This is a genomic window from Bacillus sp. JZ109, from assembly GCF_053903135.1.
This window is the reverse complement of sequence record NZ_CP096388.1, coordinates 2718337-2734697: the sequence shown is the minus strand read 5'-3', so window position 1 is coordinate 2734697 and position 16361 is coordinate 2718337. Positions and strand designations below refer to the sequence as shown.

The following is a 16361-nucleotide window of genomic DNA, read 5'->3' as shown; positions in this document are numbered from 1 at the left end:
TTTTATTTTGCCTGTTTTTAGATCAAAGGAGGATGAAGATGGTGAAGTATCAATATGAATTTCCTCTCGATAGGACTGGAAAAGCCGGCGCTGTAAAGCCCTATCGAGGAGAAAAAAATGATTTTGTGACACCTGTTTCGAATTTGTCAGGCGTAGCGGAGATTTTAACAAATGCTTCCTTAAAGGCGACTGAGGCATACAGTCAGCTCGGGCAGGACAGGCTTGGCGCAGTTCTGATTTCGAAAGTGAAGGGCTGGGCGTATGCAGATCGTGAAGGTACGCTCTTTATAGAAGAAAGCGACAACAACAATGTTTGGACAACGACAGCAGCAGTTAATGTCGCAGCAGGTGTCCTGACAGCGACGGACTGGGTATACCTTTCTAAACGCTATTACCGCTTCCGTTATGTGAACGGGAATCTTCAGCAATCTGAGTTTGTATTATACCAATCAGTCGGTGCGGGTGAGATGGATGTGCGTGTCAATGGAAAAACGCCTTTACAGATTGACTTTGCGGAGAATCAAACACACGATGGACGGCTGAAAGTCGAGGCTCGCAAAACATTTGACTTTGTCTTTCATGAAAATGCAGAGTCCGCCGGCGAGGGGACTGCCTTACCTGTTGACGGTGCCGCGCATTTACTCGTTGAAGTCTACGGCACAGCAGAAATGAGCGAAGTCAAATTTTGGGGCAAATCGGTGTCAGGACAGAAACTGCCGATCAGAGGCGTGAAAACTGATGATGCTACCACTGCCTCCAGTACATTAGGAAAAGCCGAGGCATGGGCCTTTGATATAAAAGGGTTTAAGGAGATTATCATGGAGATTATCAGTATCACCGGCGGTACTCTTTCGGTAAAAGGGACCGCGGTTTCATAACAGTCTCGGCCCTCGGAAGGGAGGTGATCTGCATGTGAAGGAGGAGTGAGAGATGCAGCAAGAGGCAGATGTGAATGTGTTTCAGCAAGATTTATTAGACATGAAAGGCGAGCACAAAGCACTTGAGCAGAGGGTTTCTGCATTAGAACGCGTGTCTGACCGGCAAGACCAGCAAATCATGACGCTGAACGAAAAATTAAACAAAATTGAAGAAAACACCACGTGGATTAAACGCACCATCACAGGTGCCATCATTACAGCAGTGTCTACAGGCATCATTGGCGGAGCCATCGCCATTATGTACAGCCTGCTGCAGCATTAAAGGGGGATTTTCATGAACACGTTTGACAAGGGCACGGTCATCAGGACGGTGCTTCTTTTAATTGCTTTAATCAACCAGACCATGCTGATGCTCGGCAAATCACCATTGGACATTCAGGAGGAGCAGGTCAATCAGCTCGCTGACGCTCTTTATTCAGCCGGTTCCATCGCATTTACAATTGGAACGACACTTGCCGCTTGGTTTAAAAACAACTATGTAACAGAAAAAGGGAAAAAACAGCGCGACTTGTTAAGGGACAATAATCTGACGAAATAAGGAGAGATGAAAATGGTTAACATTATTCAAGACTTTATTCCGGTTGGCGCAAATAACCGTCCAGGCTACGCAATGACGCCGCTCTACATTACGGTGCACAATACAGCGAATACCGCAGTAGGAGCAGATGCTGCGGCCCATGCCCGCTATTTGAAAAATCCTGATACGACGACAAGCTGGCATTTTACAGTTGATGATACAGAAATTTATCAGCATCTGCCTTTGAATGAAAACGGCTGGCATGCGGGAGACGGAAATGGCAGCGGCAACCGGGCTTCTATCGGAATTGAAATTTGCGAAAATGCCGATGGCGATTTTGCAAAAGCAACAGCAAATGCCCAGTGGCTCATCAAAACATTAATGGCTGAACAAAATATCAGTCTCGCCAATGTCGTCCCTCATAAGTATTGGTCAGGGAAGGAATGTCCGCGAAAATTGTTAGATACGTGGGATTCGTTCAAAGCAGGAATTGGGGGAGGCGGCAGCCAAACTTACGTCGTGAAACAGGGCGACACACTTACATCCATAGCGAGAGCATTTGGTGTTACGGTTGCTCAGCTGCAAGAGTGGAACAATATCGAAGACCCGAATCTTATTCGCGTTGGTCAAGTATTAATTGTAAGTGCTCCATCGTCCACTGAAGAACCCGAGCTCTATCCGCTCCCTGATGGTATCATTCAATTGACAACACCTTATACCTCAGGAGAACACGTCTTTCAGGTGCAACGAGCACTTGCGGCTCTGTATTTTTACCCTGATAAAGGCGCTGTCAACAACGGAATTGACGGCATTTACGGCCCGAAAACAGCTGACGCAGTCGCGCGTTTTCAGTCTGTTAACGGCCTGACTGCCGACGGTATTTACGGACCTGCGACGAAAGCGAAGATCGCAGCGCAATTAAGCTGATCACAGACCACAAAAATCCCGGAGCCGCTCCGGGATTTATTTTTTCTTCTTCAACTTTTTAATAATTCCAGCACTGCGCTCCCTCACCCGAAGCGAGTACCCGGAAAGCCCAAACCTTCCGTAATCAACAAACTTCACACGCCTCACCAATTTTTTCACTGTATCACCTGACATTATCCTCTGTTTGTATTTATTATATGTAACCCTTTAAGAAAAGGAATAAGGACAAGAGCTGTTTTCCCTTGTCCTTTTAGTGTGATCATGCTTTTTTTCGTTTATACTCGTCAATCAGCCGTTCGTTTTCTTTGAATATTCTTGCTGTATGCGGACTGACTTGATAGCTTGCGACACTGGTGGTTGAACGTTTTTTCAGGATTTTAAACGGCTTCGCCGCTCTGGGCTCGCATCTGTTTTGAAACGCACGTTCCATTATCCTTCACCTTCCTCCTCAATTGGCAGCACCAAATCATATATGCTCGTTAATGACGTAAATAGCAAATAATCAAATTCCGTGACAATGCTGTCAGACGTCAGCTTGATGACATAGTTCTGTGTCTCGATGGTAAAGGGGATGAGAACCACTTTTCCGTATTGGTCGTAATAAACATCCTTTCGATCGAGCCGTGTTTGTACATCTGCCGGATCATCCATATGCTCGGTTAACCGGTCTTTATCAGCCTGTGTCGAATAGTGGCAAAGAGAGGCCGTTAAGTTCATTTTATCAGCATAGGTTTTCAGCAGCTTATCAATACCTTCAGCATAAGCATCTATACTTCCATAATAAACATGGATCGGTTCGTTTTTCAATAGGTATTGGTATGTTTTCAGCCGATTGAGGTACATGTGGAGCATTTCGTTGTTTTCTTCAAGAATTTCTCTTGTGTCTGTTTCAAGCTCGCTGCCGGCCAGTTTTTTGACGTATGCACTTAAGAAGATAAAAGCATCAATCAAAGCAAAACTGACTGCGACAATGAGATACCGTTCCCAGTGGGTAAATAGGGAAGTGGGCTCATATGTCCAGTATACCATAGCGCCCAGAACAAACAGCAAATACCAAGTTTTCCGGATGGCGGACATTTTTTCTTTGACCTTCGCTTCGAAACGCCACGTGGCATACACGTATAACCCCAGTCCGGCCACGATGCACCAGACCATGATCTGAAAGAATAAAACCATATTCGAATCCCTCACATCTGAAATAGGTTCTGCTTATTGTATTCGAGAGATCCGGATGGTTTTCCTGTTCCATCAAAAAAACCGCTCCTTTGACAGAAGCGGTGTGACATTAAAATATCATATTTAAAATAAAGTAGGCGATGGCACCAAGTGTCGCTGAAATAGGAAGCGTGATGACCCATGTAATGAGCATTCGCTTGGCCGTACCCCAGTTTACGCCTTTTACGCGGTGGGACGCACCGACGCCAAGAATTGATGAAGAAATGACGTGGGTTGTACTGACCGGCAAATGAATAAACGTGGCGCCGAAAATAATGGCTGCTCCGGTTAAGTCAGCGGAAACACCGTTTACCGGACGGATTTTCATGATCTTTCCGCCAACGGTTTTGATGATTTTCCAGCCGCCGATTGATGTTCCGAGACCCATGGCTGTCGCGCAGGCGAATTGCACCCAGGTAGGAATATCATTAGCAGAAGTATGTAAATTCGCTGTGATGAGAGCCATTGTGATAATTCCCATTGCTTTTTGCGCATCGTTTGTTCCGTGTGTATACGATTGCAGGGCAGCTGTTACAATCTGCACTCTGCGGAATTGCTTATTCGTTTTCGCCAAGTTGCTGTCTTTGAAAATCAGCTTAACGATGCTATAAAGAATAAAACCAAGGACAAAGGCAATAATTGGTGATAGAATCAGTGCTTCAATGATTTTAATGAAGCCCTTATAGTTTAACGCTGTAAATCCGGCTGCCGCAATGGCTGCACCGGCAATAGCGCCGATGATGGCATGGGATGAGCTGCTTGGGATACCGTAGTACCATGTGATAAGGTTCCAGGCAATTGCAGCGAGTAGCGCAGCCAAAATGACAACAGAGCCATTTTCCAGCGTATAAGGATCTACGATGTCTTTCGTAATGGTTTTGGCAACACCTGTAAACGTCATTGCTCCGATAAAGTTCATCACAGCCGCCAATATAATGGCATGGCGCGGTTTCAACGCTTTTGTTGATACTGAAGTCGCAATTGCGTTTGCCGTATCATGAAACCCGTTGATGAAATCAAACGCCAGAGCACAAATGACTATTAGTATCGTTAATATTAATAGAATATCCATTTTTACCCCTCGTTACGCGTTTTTCATAATGATGGTTTCAAGATTATTGGCAACACTTTGACAAGAGTCGGCGATTTCTTCAAGCGTTTCGTAAATTTCACGATATTGAATGACTTTGATTGGGTCTGTTTCATTTCCGAAAAGATTCTTTAATGATTTTCTGTGCAAGTTGTCACAGCTGTGCTCATACTCTTTTATTTTGATTGCGTGAGGCTGAATATCCTTTAAGCGATTTTCTGCCAGCAGCTCGATCGTAATCAAAATCTCTTTCGCGCATTCTCTGATGTATCCGCTGAATTTATCGATATGCTCGTCTGATGAAGTAATTGAGAAAATCTCCATCATGGCAGAGAAATGTTCGATTCCGTCAAGCACATCATCCAAGCTGTTTGTCAGCTGAAGGATATCTTCGCGCTCAATAGGAGTGATGAACGCTTTGTTAAGCTCTTTAATCATGACATGAACATGATTGTCACCTTTTGTTTCATATTCCTTTAACGTATCTGCAAATTCTTTAAGAGTCGTTTGGTTAGTGACCTTAAAATTCACAAAATATTCTGCAGTTTCGTCTATGTTCTTTGCAATTTCTGTTAAAAGGAGTGAGAACTTATCTTTTTTTCTTCTTATCATTAAAAACCCTCCATAGTTTGAATGAACAATGCACACATCAAATTATTATATAGCCTTTTGTCGAAAAAAAACAGGTAAAGTCGAAAAAAACGTATCTTGACTTTTTTGATAAATCGTGTCTCCTTATTTTGACCTACTTCGCTTTAAAAAAACGACCCAAGTTTGCAAAAACTTTCTGCTTAACGTAAAAAGTATATCAAAAGTTGTGTTTTTCCTGTCAACTTTTATCTTCTGTTTCACCAAAAAACGGTTCCCTAAACAAGGGAACCGTTTTATCAGCTTGCTTTTCGTTTTTTCATCCCGTAATAGACAGGCAGTCCGGCAAGGCCGATGAGGATGGATAATCCGCAGCTCATTGTATCTGTAATGAGTGTGCTGCCTAACACAAAGAAGGAGCCCGCGATTGCCAGAATTGGCATAAATGGATAAAGCGGAACACTGTAGGCGCGCTTTTTTCCCTTTGCTCGCTTGCGGAGAATAAACACTGCAAAAAAGGCCATCACATAAAAGATGTAGATCATGAAAATGGAGATTTCTGAGAGCTTATCAGGGTTGCTGATCAGCATCATAATCAAAGCTAAAGCAATTTGAAAAGAAATTGCAATCCATGGTGTGCGGAACGACGGGTGTACATGTGACAGTTTTTCAGCAAATGGAAGCTGTTTGCGTTCCGCCATTGCAAATGAAACACGCGGGAAAGAAAGCACCTTTCCATTTAAGCACCCAAAGATGCTGACGATAATCCCTACACTGATCAGCTTTCCGCCAATTGACCCGAACAGCATGGTTGCCGCGGTGCTTGTCGCATTTTCACCAAGCGTGACAATTTCGTTCGCTGACAGGATGTGGAGCAATGCAAAATTAATGAAAATATAGATCGCCGTTACAATTAATAATCCGCCCGTCATTGCACGCGGCAGCAGCTTTTCGGGATTTTTCATTTCTCCGCCGAGAGCGGCAAGGAGAATCCATCCGTCATAAGCAAACAACGTAGCTAAAATAGCCGCCCCGAAGTTCATATCGGAAATGCTTTCGTTTACTGCTGTGAAGATGTGCTGATCGCCTTTCCAAAGGCCAAAGATGATGATGCAGGCAATCGGAATCAGTTTTCCGATTGTTGTCAGCGTTTGGACAAAACCGCCATATTTTGTACCAATAATATTAATGACGCATAAAAAGAGAACTGCTATGATTCCAATGACTTTTGATAGTCCAGATCCCCAGCCGAAAAGATTCGCCATTAAAGATCCAAAATATAAACCCAGCGCGCCGATAATCGCTGGACCGTAAATGATAATTTGCACCCAGCCGCATAAAAATCCCCAAAACTCGCCGTACACTTCTTCAAGGTACGTATAAAGCCCGCCGGTTTTTGGAATCTGCGTTCCGATTTCCGCGATTGTCAAACCGCCCGCCAGTGTTAAAATACCGCCTAACAGCCAGGCGAAAAGCGCCGTTTTTGAATCACCTGAATAAGCAAGCACAGCGCCGGGCTTCATAAAAACACCAGAACCGATAATGGTTCCGATGACAAGAGTAAGGGCAAACAAGAGGCCTATCTCTTTTTTCAAACCGTTGTCTTCAGTATGCATGTCCTTAACCTCCTATGATGTTGAAGCTTCATGTTGAAGAATCTATTTTTTCATATTGTAAACCCTATTTTAGAAAAGTGAAATAAAATAAATTTTCTGATTTTCGAAATTTGCTTTGTGTACAGCAGATAAAACTGTGGAAACACCTGTTTTAACAATCTATAAACGAATAAACTTCATGATTTTTATTTGTAAAGTTCGTGTTTTCTGTATTAGGATTTTAGCCGGTACAGAGGGGAGATGAGAATTCAGAAAATGAACGAACCTTCGGTGAAGCTGATATGTTGACTTTCTCATGCGAATAAAATACTTTGTTATTAGAACAATAAATATACAATTATGATATGATATCTCGAAATCGAGATAAAATAACCTGGAGGGACAGCATATGAAAGTTAACGGCATTCACCACGTATCGGCATTAACGGCCGACGCACAAAAAAACTTGGATTTCTATAAGAAAGTATTAGGATTAAAGCTCGTCAAAAAATCCGTCAATCAGGATGAACCGACAATGTACCATCTGTTCTACGGAGATGAAGTGGCAAACCCGGGAACTGAGCTGACGTTTTTCGAGATTCCCCGCATTGCACCGTTTCATGCGGGAACAAACAGTATTTCTTCTATTGGTTTGCGCGTCCCAAGCACAGAAGCCCTGCATTACTGGAAAGAACGTTTTGAAGAGCAGCAAGTAACGCACAGCGGCATCTCCAAAAGATCCGGACGTGACATATTGGCATTTCAAGATCATGAAGGGCAGCGACTTGTGCTGACTGCTGATGAGGAAGGAAAAGGATATGGCCTGCCTGTTAAACAGAGCGGCATTCCGGAAGAATTTTCGTTTCGCGGGTTAGGGCCGGTTGAACTGACTGTGCCATATGCTGAACCAACCTTACACGTATTGACGAATATTCTTGGATTTACAGAAATCAGCCGTGAACCAGTCGAAGGGCAAGGAACCGTCGTTATTCTGGAATCAGGAGAAGGCGGTGCTGCAACGGAAATCCATTTAATAGAAAGAAACGATCTTCCGCGCGAGCGTCAAGGCAAAGGAAGTGTCCACCACGTCGCATTTCGGGTAAGAGATGAAGAAGAACTTGCCGGGTGGCACCGGATCATCAGCCGGGAAGGCTTTAGCAATTCCGGCATTGTGGAGCGCTACTATTTCAAGGCGCTGTATTTCAGAGAACCGAACGGCATTTTGTTCGAGTTATCAACAGACGGACCGGGCTTTATGGTAGATGAAAATCTTGATGAGCTTGGCCAAACGATCGCTCTTCCGCCGTATCTTGAGCATCGAAGAGCTGAAATTGAAGCGAAATTGAAACCGATCCAGTAAATTGTGATTCATTTGCCTTCCGGCGCGCCGGAGGGCTTTTTTATTTTGGGAAAACGCATCGCCGATTACGATTTGGAGAAAGGGCTTGAAACCAGCTGTATATAGGATGATTGGCATGAAATGGCCTCGGCAAAAATATTGTCTTTGTTTATTAATAGTTTATTCATATTTGCTTGTTACACTATTTCAAAGTTAGACAAAAAGGAGTGAAAAATAAGTGGAAAAGAAAAAACGCGAGCTGGATATCGTCCTCCTCCTCATTTTGCTCGCATCTGCATTCTTAAATATCTATAACATTTGGAAGGACGACACGGTGAATCCTTATTACACCGCGGCAGTTACAAGTATGATGCAAAGCTTTCATAATTTCTTTTATGCTTCGTTCGATGCTGCCGGCTTTATAACAGTAGATAAACCGCCTGTTACATACCAAATCCAAACGATCAGCGCACTGATATTCGGTATGCACGGCTGGAGCGTCATTCTGCCTCAGGCATTGGCGGGTGTAGGTTCAGTCCTTCTTATGTACTTGCTGATAAAGCCGACATTCGGAAAAACGGCGGCGCGTATTGCCTCATTTGTTATGGCATGTACGCCGATAGCTGTAGCTGTAGCACGTACAAACAATGTTGATGCATTACTGGTATTTTTCTTATTGCTTGCTACATGGCTTCTCTTTAAAGCGATCAGAACAGGAAAGCTGATCTGGCTGTTAGCGGCGTTTTTCGTTGTTGGAGTAGGTTTCAATACAAAAATGCTGCAGGCTTACATGATTTTACCGGCCTTCCTATTGTTCTATTTGATTGCGGCAAATGCCGCGGTGAAGAAAAAAATCATTTCGCTGGTAAGTGCGTTAGCCGTATTAGCAGCCGTTTCGTTATCGTGGCCGCTCATTGTCGACAATATCCCTGCAAGCAAGCGGCCTTATATCGGAAGCAGCCAGACCAACTCTGTTTTGGAATTGGCTTTTGGCTATAACGGAATCCAGCGGCTGACAGGCCAAAATTCAGGCGGCGGCCAGGGTGCGCCAAACAAAGACGCTTCAAAAGAAATGTCTTCTTCTGATAACACTCAAGCACCGCCTAATCAGTCATCAAGCAGTAGCTCATCAAGCGATGGTAAATCCTCAAATGGCAATATGACGGCACCTCCATCCAATGGCCAAATGCCAAGCGGAGGAGAAATGCCAAGCGGCGGTCAAGGAGGCCCTCCAAGCGGCGGAGATGGCGGCCAAGGCGGACCCGGCGGAGACGGAGGGAAAGGCGGTACAGGAACCGGTTCGAAAATGCAATCAGGTTCAGGGATGTTTGGAACGGGAACACCTGGTCCACTGCGGCTTTTCCAACAAGAGTTATCTGATCAAATCAGCTGGCTTCTGCCATTTGCGATATTTGGAATCGCAGGCTTACTGATCGCTGGCGCAAGAGAAAGAAGAAGATTATCTATAGAGCAGAAGGAAACGGTGTTCTGGGTTGCGTGGCTTGTACCGATTGCCGGATTCTTCAGTGTCGCAGAATTTTTCCATCATTATTATCTCATCATGCTGGCACCGCCGATTGCGGCTCTTGTCGGTGCGGGATGGGTTGCTCTTGTTCATCTGTACCGCAATCAGACAGGCTGGAAAGCATGGCTTTTGCCGGGAGCAATTATTGCGACAACTGGATTTGAATTGTTTATTCTCAGAAACTACAACGATCAAATCGGTGCAGGCTGGAGCATCGGTGTAGGTGTTATCGGCGTGTTGTCAGCGATTGCTTTGCTGCTGTTTAAACAGCGCCAAAAACCGTTCAGTTATTATGTTTCACTTGCAGCTCTCCTCGCATTGCTGGTGATGCCGATTTATTGGGCAAGTACACCGCTTCTGTACGGAGGCAACAGCTCACTGCCTGAAACAGGCCCTCAGCTCGCATCAATGAGCGGAAAAGGCATGGGAATATCTGATGCGACTGTAAATGAAAAACTGATCAAATATCTAGAGGAGAATAACTCCGGAGCTGAATACCTATTCGCCACAACCGATTCGAACACAGCGGCACCATATATCATTAAAACGAAAAAAGCTGTCATGGCTATTGGCGGATACAGCGGTTCTGACCCGGCGATCACACTGACTCAATTCAAAAAGCTTGTAAAAGAAGGAAAAGTGAAATACTTCTTGGCTTCTGGAATGGGAAGAGGCGGAAACAATGACATTGTTGAATGGGTTGAGAAAAATGGAAAAGAAGTAGCATCAGAAAAATGGCAATCAAGTTCTGATCAAAAAACAGAAAATACTGATTCGGCTGATACATCAAGCAGCAAGGCTTCAGGTGAAAACGGCAAAATGGGCGGACCTGGCGGAATGAATCAGTTAGCAACATTATACGAACTACATGCTGATGAATAGGAGGCAAAAACATGAGCAGACATATTCAATATTCAATTGTTGTACCTGTGTATAATGAAGAGCTTGTCATTCATGAAACCTATCAGCGCTTAAAAGAGGTCATGGATCAAACGAAGGAAAACTACGAGCTGCTTTTTGTCAACGATGGCAGCAAAGACCGCAGTATTGAGATTTTAAGAGAGCACAGCCTGATCGATCCGAGAGTGAAAATTATTGATTTTTCAAGGAATTTTGGACACCAGATCGCCATTACGGCGGGTATGGATTATGCACAGGGGAATGCAATCGTCGTCATTGACGCCGATTTGCAGGACCCTCCTGAACTGATTTTAGATATGATTGAAAAGTGGAAGGAAGGCTATGAGGTCGTGTACGCCGTGCGGACTAAACGAAAAGGGGAAACCTTTTTCAAAAAACAAACCGCGGCTATGTTTTACCGGCTTCTCAGCGGTATGACAGATATTGATATCCCGATTGATACGGGGGATTTTCGTCTCATGGACAGAAAAGTCTGTGATGAAATGAAGAGATTAAAAGAAAAAAATCCATTTGTCAGAGGGCTAGTCAGCTGGGTGGGCTTTAAACAGACAGCGGTCGAGTATGTACGTGATGAAAGGCTTGCCGGAGAAACAAAGTACCCGCTCAAGAAAATGCTGAAGCTGTCAATGGACGGCATCACGACATTTTCACATAAACCGCTGAAGCTGGCAAGCTATGCGGGGATTTTAATGTCAGGTGCTGGATTTCTGTATATGTTTATCGTGCTGTATCTGAAGCTATTCACAGACAGCACGATTACCGGCTGGTCATCACTTATTGTGATCCAGCTCCTGTTCAGCGGCATTGTCCTTCTGATTTTGGGCGTGATCGGCGAATATATCGGCAGAATCTACGATGAAGCCAAAGACAGGCCGCTTTACATCGTCCAAAAATCGTATGGAATTGAAAATAAAAGACTCTATAGAGACCAGCATATGTCATAACCTTAAACCCCCTGTCCGTTACGGACAGGGGGTTTTTATGCTCTGAGCACGATCTAAAGCAAAAGATGCTGATAGATATATGGAAATTGGGTAAAGAAGAGATTGTGAGCTTGTACTGCGGTTCAGTCATGCTGAAATAAAAACAGCAAAACTTAAAGATTTCGTCATCGGCTTTGCTGCATGTCAGCTGTTAGATTGGGGGGGCTTTTAAGAAACGCATGATTAGAGCCGTACCAGTTATGTTTAATAGAATACTGGTACCCAATACAATTCCCCACGTCAACGTCGATTCAGAGAGAAGAAAGCTCAGCAAAAGAAAAGCCAATCCTGCGCAGATCATACTCAGTCCCACGGTTTTCATGTTCATGCCTCCTAGCAAACGATGTTTCTAGCGTCTGATGAGAATGATGTCAATCTGTATGATATACGGATATCTCGTCAGAAAGTTTCATAGAACAATTAGGTCTTTTATCTAATAAAAAGCCTCAGACCGCTTTTGCGGCCTGAGGCATTATGTCTTACGAAGTTTTCTCTTCTTTTTGATCAAGTTTAATTTTTTTCGTCATTTCTTTGCCGTTTCGGAGAATTTTCACTTCAACGGTATCACCGATCTTTGCGTCTTTATATAAGATATTGCGCAATTCACTGCCTGTATCAATTTCTTTACCTTTTAGGCCGATGATAATATCCTCCGCTTTTAATCCGGCCTTTTCAGCAGGAGAGCCTGAAGCGACCTCACGGATGTAAACACCTTTATTCAGCTGGCTGCCGAACAGGCCGAGTGTGCCTTCTTGGTAATTTTGCGGCACTTGTTCTAAATCAAGCATGCTGACACCGATATATGGACGTTCAATTTGTCCTTTAGACAGCAGTTCTTCAGCAATCGGTTTTACGTCATTGCTTGGAATGGCAAATCCGATGCCCTCAACATCATCCTCACTGATTTTCATACTGTTAATGCCGACAATTTTGCCGTCTGTATTTAACAAAGGACCGCCGCTGTTACCTGGATTAATTGCTGCGTCTGTCTGAATGACGTTAATGCTCGTTTCGCCGGCTGATGTAGACATTGAAACCGTTCTGTCCACGCCGCTAACAATTCCTTGTGTTACTGTGCGGGACAGATCTTTTCCAAGCGGATCCCCAATCGCAATAACGGTCTCGCCTGTTCTGAGATCAGATGAATCACCGAAGTTTGCCACTTTTGTGACGTGGTCATCACTGATTTGGAGGACGGCTAAATCAGTTAACGAGTCACTGCCTACCAGCTTTGCAGTAACCTCAGTGCCGTCATATAAAGATACCTTCAGTGATGATGCCCCTTCTACGACATGGTTATTTGTAATGATATAAGCCTTGCCATTCTCTTTTTTGAAAATGACACCTGACCCTGAACCGCTTTCTGTATCTTCGCTGGAATTAGAAGAACTAGAGCCGAACAAAGAGCTGTTTGATTGTGCCTGAAGATTTGTAATGCCGACAATCGCTGGTGAAAGGTCTTCTACCATATCTGAGATTTTAGAAGAGTCCTCGCTCTTGAATGCAGATGAACTGCTTGAGCTTGATGAGCTTTTTTTAGATTCAGAGGAGGTGCTTGTTGCTGTAACAGATTGCGTTTGCTGCTGGCTGGATGATTGTTTTGCAGTGTCCTGAGAATCATGGTCGCCAAGCGGTGTAAACGTGTAAATGCCAAGGGCAAGACTGCCGCCGATCACTCCGCCAAGCAACGGTCTGAACCATCCGAATCCTCGTTTTTTCTTCTCCTGATCATGAATGACATTGCGGGCCGAGTAGGAGGTGCTCTGATCGTTCTCTTTCGTTAAAAAGACCTCATTCTCATTACCTTTCGTTCTGTTTTCATCACGATAGTTATCCATCATGTTCACTCCGTTTCTCTATTTTCACATGTCTATTTATATTGATAGGTTTATGACTTGAGTTTATCATAAACAAAAACTGTGGGATAAAAATGAAAAGATTATGGGAAATTGTGAAAAAGTGCGGAAAACGGTACACTTCATATTGTATATGAAAGGACTGAGTCGATGGAACAGATTGGATTGATTGGATATGGCAGCATGGCGGATATGATCGCCAGACAGCTGTTGAAACATGAACAAATAAAAGAGAATGAGCTATTTATTGAGACGAGAACGAAGGGGGAGCGGCTGCGGGCACTCCTGTCAGATTATCCAAACGTATCGGCTGATCCGTTGGAGAATTGGGCAAATACGTGCCAATTGATTTTGATATGCGTCCCGCCGCTCCATGTCATCGAAACAATGCGCCGTCTGCACCCGTATGTGAACAGAAATACTCACATCGTATCCATAGCTGCCGGTGTGCCGCTGCGTCTTTTGGAGGCAGAAACAGAAGCGGGTATCTCACGTGTTATTCCTGCCATTACGTCCGAAGCAGAAGCTGGCATCTCACTTGTCGTTCACAGTGAAGCACTGGCTGCAGAGAAAAAAGAACGTCTGAATGAATTGTTATCGGTTTTCAGCCGTGTTCGAGAAATCAAAGAATCGAATGTTGATGCGGCCAGCAATTTAACGAGCTCGGCACCGGGATTCATAGCTGCAATCTTTGAAGAGCTGGCACTGTCTGCCGTCAGAAACAGCAGCCTGTCCAAAGAAGAAGCCTTTGATTTTCTGATTCATTCGCTATACGGAACTGGCAAGATGCTGATCGAAAAAAATATGTCTTTCGAGGAGACGCTGGAACGTGTTGCAACCAAAGGCGGAATAACGGGAGAGGGAGCTGAGGTGATACACGCCTCTGTGCCGGACGTTTTTGATGAGGTGTTTGAAAGAACCCTGAAAAAATATGAACTGCTTACAGAACAGGTTGGTAAACAAACATGAATCCTTGAAAGAGGATTCTTTTTTTTATCACTGAATGATTGAGATTTTTCCCAGTTATATTGCATTTTTCCTCTTTTTTTAATATAATTTGTTAGAATATTCATAATTTAGTAAAAAAGGAGGAGCGTTATGAAATTGTACATGTCAGTAGATATGGAAGGTATTTCGGGTCTTCCGGACGATACCTTTGTGGATTCCGGCAAGCGGAATTATGAACGCGGACGGCTTATCATGACTGAAGAAGCAAACTACTGTATTGCTGAAGCGTTTAACAGCGGGTGTACCGAGGTGCTGGTCAATGACAGTCATTCGAAGATGAATAATCTGATGGTTGAAAAGCTTCACCCTGAAGCAGACTTGATTTCTGGTGACGTCAAACCATTTTCAATGGTGGAGGGACTGGATGATACGTTTACAGGCGCTTTGTTTCTCGGTTATCATGCGAGAGCCTCGACTCCTGGTGTCATGTCACACAGCATGATTTTCGGCGTCCGTCATTTTTACATAAACGATCGGCCTGTCGGTGAGCTTGGATTAAATGCATACGTTGCCGGTTATTATGATGTCCCGGTATTAATGGTAGCCGGGGATGACCGGGCGGCGAAGGAAGCGGAAGAGCTTATCCCGAACGTGACGACAGCCGCAGTCAAACAAACCATTTCAAGATCCGCAGTGAAGTGCTTGTCCCCTGCGAAAGCCGGACGGCTGTTGACAGAAAAAACTGCGTTTGCCCTGCAAAACAAGGACAAAGTCAAGCCGCTCACCCCGCCTGACAGGCCAGTTCTGAGCATTGAATTCGCCAATTATGGCCAAGCAGAATGGGCGAATCTGATGCCGGGAACGGAAATCAAGACGGGAACTACAACCGTTCAATTTCAGGCGAAGGACATGCTTGAAGCCTATCAGGCGATGCTTGTCATGACTGAGCTTGCGATGCGGACATCATTCTGCTAAAGGGGTGTTTTAGGCTTTGGCGCGATACATGATAAAGCGTTTTTGGGCAATGGCAGCTACGATTTTGGTGATTACCACCCTGACTTTTGTTCTCATGAAGGTCATTCCCGGATCTCCTTTTAACGAGGAGAGAGGCACAAATGAAGCCGTTCAAAAAAATCTCGAAGCCTACTATCACTTAGACGATCCTCTCATTTTCCAATACATTTTCTACTTAAAATCCATCATTACATTCGATTTCGGACCTTCAATTAAAAAACCGTCGGACAGCGTAAATGATATGCTGGAACGCGGATTTCCCGTTTCCTTTGAGCTTGGGATGACAGCGATTGTCATTGCTGTGATTTCTGGGCTGGTGCTGGGCGTAATCGCTGCACTCCGCCGCAATGGCTTTTTGGACTACGCCGCGATGAGTCTTGCAGTACTCGGCATCTCCATCCCGAATTTTATTCTGGCAACATTGCTCATTCAGCAATTTGCTGTCAATCTCAAACTATTTCCCGCTGCGACATGGACGAGCCCGATTCATATGGTGCTTCCGACCGCAGCGCTTGCTGTAGGGCCAATGGCGATCATTGCCAGGCTGACACGGTCGAGCATGGTTGAAGTTCTGACACAGGATTATATCCGCACAGCAAAAGCAAAAGGGCTTTCTCCGTTCAAAATTATCGTAAAACACGCACTCAGAAATGCGCTCATGCCCGTCATTACCGTCCTGGGCACACTCGTCGCCAGCATCTTAACAGGAAGCTTTGTCATTGAAAAAATCTTTGCCATTCCGGGAATGGGAAAATATTTTGTTGAAAGCATTAATCAGCGGGACTACCCCGTGATTATGGGAACGACCGTTTTTTACAGCGTCATTCTGATTATCATGCTGTTTTTGGTCGATTTGGCCTACGGTCTCTTAGACCCGCGCATTAAACTGCATAAGAAAGGGTGAA

At 44.4% G+C, this 16361-nt stretch carries 18 protein-coding genes and 1 pseudogene; 11 read left to right on the top strand and 8 right to left on the bottom strand.

Annotated elements, in window-relative coordinates; all coding sequences use genetic code 11:
* The first annotated feature begins 38 nt into the window (after positions 1-38).
* From xepA to M1D94_RS14350, 4 genes are read left to right on the top strand one after another with little or no spacing between them, the layout of a single operon-like run.
* Positions 39-878 (top strand): phage-like element PBSX protein XepA, encoded by an 840-nt coding sequence (xepA, locus tag M1D94_RS14365; protein ID WP_021479461.1) that lies wholly within the window; start codon positions 39-41, stop codon positions 876-878.
* A 52-nt stretch (positions 879-930) separates the two neighbouring features.
* Entirely contained in the window at positions 931-1200 is a 270-nt protein-coding gene (locus M1D94_RS14360; protein ID WP_014479565.1) for a hemolysin XhlA family protein, read from the top strand.
* Positions 1201-1212: 12 nt separating this feature from the next.
* Complete coding sequence (locus tag M1D94_RS14355) at positions 1213-1476, top strand: phage holin (RefSeq protein ID WP_003232653.1); 264 nt, start codon at positions 1213-1215, stop codon at positions 1474-1476.
* A gap of 12 nt (positions 1477-1488) precedes the next feature.
* Positions 1489-2382, top strand: a complete 894-nt coding sequence (locus M1D94_RS14350) for an N-acetylmuramoyl-L-alanine amidase (RefSeq protein WP_021479459.1) — start codon at positions 1489-1491, stop codon at positions 2380-2382.
* A gap of 36 nt (positions 2383-2418) precedes the next feature.
* On the opposite strand, the gene spoIISC is transcribed toward M1D94_RS14350, so the two are convergent.
* The 6 genes from spoIISC to steT form a co-directional block, all read right to left on the bottom strand.
* A complete protein-coding gene (gene spoIISC, locus M1D94_RS14345) occupies positions 2419-2556 on the bottom strand; it encodes a three component toxin-antitoxin-antitoxin system antitoxin SpoIISC (protein ID WP_003232648.1) in 138 nt (45 codons plus the stop codon).
* 85 nt (positions 2557-2641) lie between these two features.
* Entirely contained in the window at positions 2642-2812 is a 171-nt protein-coding gene (spoIISB, locus tag M1D94_RS14340) for a three component toxin-antitoxin-antitoxin system antitoxin SpoIISB (protein WP_003232646.1), read from the bottom strand.
* Positions 2812-3558: a toxin-antitoxin-antitoxin system toxin SpoIISA gene (gene spoIISA / locus M1D94_RS14335; protein WP_003244695.1), complete on the bottom strand. Its 747-nt coding sequence runs from the start codon at positions 3556-3558 to the stop codon at positions 2812-2814. Before spoIISA ends, spoIISB begins: the two co-directional genes overlap by 1 nt.
* A gap of 109 nt (positions 3559-3667) precedes the next feature.
* Entirely contained in the window at positions 3668-4669 is a 1002-nt protein-coding gene (locus tag M1D94_RS14330) for an inorganic phosphate transporter (protein WP_021479458.1), read from the bottom strand.
* Positions 4670-4681: 12 nt separating this feature from the next.
* Positions 4682-5299 (bottom strand): DUF47 domain-containing protein, encoded by a 618-nt coding sequence (locus M1D94_RS14325; RefSeq protein ID WP_003218470.1) that lies wholly within the window; start codon positions 5297-5299, stop codon positions 4682-4684.
* A gap of 275 nt (positions 5300-5574) precedes the next feature.
* Positions 5575-6891 carry a serine/threonine exchanger gene (gene steT / locus M1D94_RS14320; RefSeq protein ID WP_015252262.1) on the bottom strand — a complete coding sequence of 439 codons (1317 nt, stop codon included), beginning with the start codon at positions 6889-6891 and terminating at the stop codon, positions 5575-5577.
* Positions 6892-7279: 388 nt separating this feature from the next.
* On the opposite strand from steT, the gene M1D94_RS14315 reads away from it, so the two are divergent.
* The 4 genes and pseudogenes from M1D94_RS14315 (at position 7280) to M1D94_RS14300 (ending at position 11599) form a co-directional block, all read left to right on the top strand.
* Positions 7280-8230, top strand: a complete 951-nt coding sequence (locus tag M1D94_RS14315; protein WP_282627330.1) for a ring-cleaving dioxygenase — start codon at positions 7280-7282, stop codon at positions 8228-8230.
* 64 nt (positions 8231-8294) lie between these two features.
* Positions 8295-8440 (top strand): annotated as a pseudogene (locus M1D94_RS14310) (hypothetical protein).
* Positions 8441-8447: 7 nt separating this feature from the next.
* Entirely contained in the window at positions 8448-10616 is a 2169-nt protein-coding gene (locus M1D94_RS14305) for a glycosyltransferase family 39 protein (RefSeq protein WP_282627332.1), read from the top strand.
* Positions 10617-10627: 11 nt separating this feature from the next.
* Positions 10628-11599 carry a glycosyltransferase family 2 protein gene (locus tag M1D94_RS14300; protein WP_015715747.1) on the top strand — a complete coding sequence of 324 codons (972 nt, stop codon included), beginning with the start codon at positions 10628-10630 and terminating at the stop codon, positions 11597-11599.
* 190 nt (positions 11600-11789) lie between these two features.
* On the opposite strand, the gene M1D94_RS14295 is transcribed toward M1D94_RS14300, so the two are convergent.
* Both M1D94_RS14295 and htrA read right to left on the bottom strand, forming a co-directional pair.
* Positions 11790-11960 carry a hypothetical protein gene (locus M1D94_RS14295; RefSeq protein WP_021479453.1) on the bottom strand — a complete coding sequence of 57 codons (171 nt, stop codon included), beginning with the start codon at positions 11958-11960 and terminating at the stop codon, positions 11790-11792.
* A gap of 157 nt (positions 11961-12117) precedes the next feature.
* Positions 12118-13476: a serine protease HtrA gene (htrA, locus tag M1D94_RS14290; RefSeq protein ID WP_015715749.1), complete on the bottom strand. Its 1359-nt coding sequence runs from the start codon at positions 13474-13476 to the stop codon at positions 12118-12120.
* A 168-nt stretch (positions 13477-13644) separates the two neighbouring features.
* Here htrA and proG point away from each other — a divergent pair, with 168 nt between their 5' ends.
* The 3 genes from proG to dppB all read left to right on the top strand — a co-directional run bounded on the left by proG (position 13645) and on the right by dppB (position 16360).
* Positions 13645-14463 carry a pyrroline-5-carboxylate reductase ProG gene (gene proG, locus M1D94_RS14285; protein ID WP_014479575.1) on the top strand — a complete coding sequence of 273 codons (819 nt, stop codon included), beginning with the start codon at positions 13645-13647 and terminating at the stop codon, positions 14461-14463.
* A 129-nt stretch (positions 14464-14592) separates the two neighbouring features.
* A complete protein-coding gene (dppA, locus tag M1D94_RS14280; protein ID WP_014479576.1) occupies positions 14593-15417 on the top strand; it encodes a D-aminopeptidase DppA in 825 nt (274 codons plus the stop codon).
* Between the two features lie 16 nt (positions 15418-15433).
* A complete protein-coding gene (dppB, locus tag M1D94_RS14275) occupies positions 15434-16360 on the top strand; it encodes a dipeptide ABC transporter permease DppB (RefSeq protein WP_003245446.1) in 927 nt (308 codons plus the stop codon).
* Position 16361 lies beyond the last annotated feature (1 nt).

What these genes read in the sequence shown, in the direction of transcription:
- M1D94_RS14355 (WP_003232653.1), top strand. Translation starts at nt 1,213, where the DNA reads ATGAACACGTTTGACAAGGGCACGGTCATCAGGACGGTGCTTCTTTTA.
- proG (WP_014479575.1), top strand. Translation starts at nt 13,645, where the DNA reads ATGGAACAGATTGGATTGATTGGATATGGCAGCATGGCGGATATGATC.
- M1D94_RS14295 (WP_021479453.1), bottom strand. Translation starts at nt 11,960, where the DNA reads ATGAAAACCGTGGGACTGAGTATGATCTGCGCAGGATTGGCTTTTCTT.
- xepA (WP_021479461.1), top strand. Translation starts at nt 39, where the DNA reads ATGGTGAAGTATCAATATGAATTTCCTCTCGATAGGACTGGAAAAGCC.
- M1D94_RS14325 (WP_003218470.1), bottom strand. Translation starts at nt 5,299, where the DNA reads ATGATAAGAAGAAAAAAAGATAAGTTCTCACTCCTTTTAACAGAAATT.
- spoIISA (WP_003244695.1), bottom strand. Translation starts at nt 3,558, where the DNA reads ATGGTTTTATTCTTTCAGATCATGGTCTGGTGCATCGTGGCCGGACTG.
- M1D94_RS14350 (WP_021479459.1), top strand. Translation starts at nt 1,489, where the DNA reads ATGGTTAACATTATTCAAGACTTTATTCCGGTTGGCGCAAATAACCGT.
- M1D94_RS14360 (WP_014479565.1), top strand. Translation starts at nt 931, where the DNA reads ATGCAGCAAGAGGCAGATGTGAATGTGTTTCAGCAAGATTTATTAGAC.
- dppA (WP_014479576.1), top strand. Translation starts at nt 14,593, where the DNA reads ATGAAATTGTACATGTCAGTAGATATGGAAGGTATTTCGGGTCTTCCG.
- spoIISC (WP_003232648.1), bottom strand. Translation starts at nt 2,556, where the DNA reads ATGTCAGGTGATACAGTGAAAAAATTGGTGAGGCGTGTGAAGTTTGTT.
- spoIISB (WP_003232646.1), bottom strand. Translation starts at nt 2,812, where the DNA reads ATGGAACGTGCGTTTCAAAACAGATGCGAGCCCAGAGCGGCGAAGCCG.
- M1D94_RS14300 (WP_015715747.1), top strand. Translation starts at nt 10,628, where the DNA reads ATGAGCAGACATATTCAATATTCAATTGTTGTACCTGTGTATAATGAA.
- M1D94_RS14330 (WP_021479458.1), bottom strand. Translation starts at nt 4,669, where the DNA reads ATGGATATTCTATTAATATTAACGATACTAATAGTCATTTGTGCTCTG.
- htrA (WP_015715749.1), bottom strand. Translation starts at nt 13,476, where the DNA reads ATGGATAACTATCGTGATGAAAACAGAACGAAAGGTAATGAGAATGAG.
- steT (WP_015252262.1), bottom strand. Translation starts at nt 6,891, where the DNA reads ATGCATACTGAAGACAACGGTTTGAAAAAAGAGATAGGCCTCTTGTTT.
- M1D94_RS14315 (WP_282627330.1), top strand. Translation starts at nt 7,280, where the DNA reads ATGAAAGTTAACGGCATTCACCACGTATCGGCATTAACGGCCGACGCA.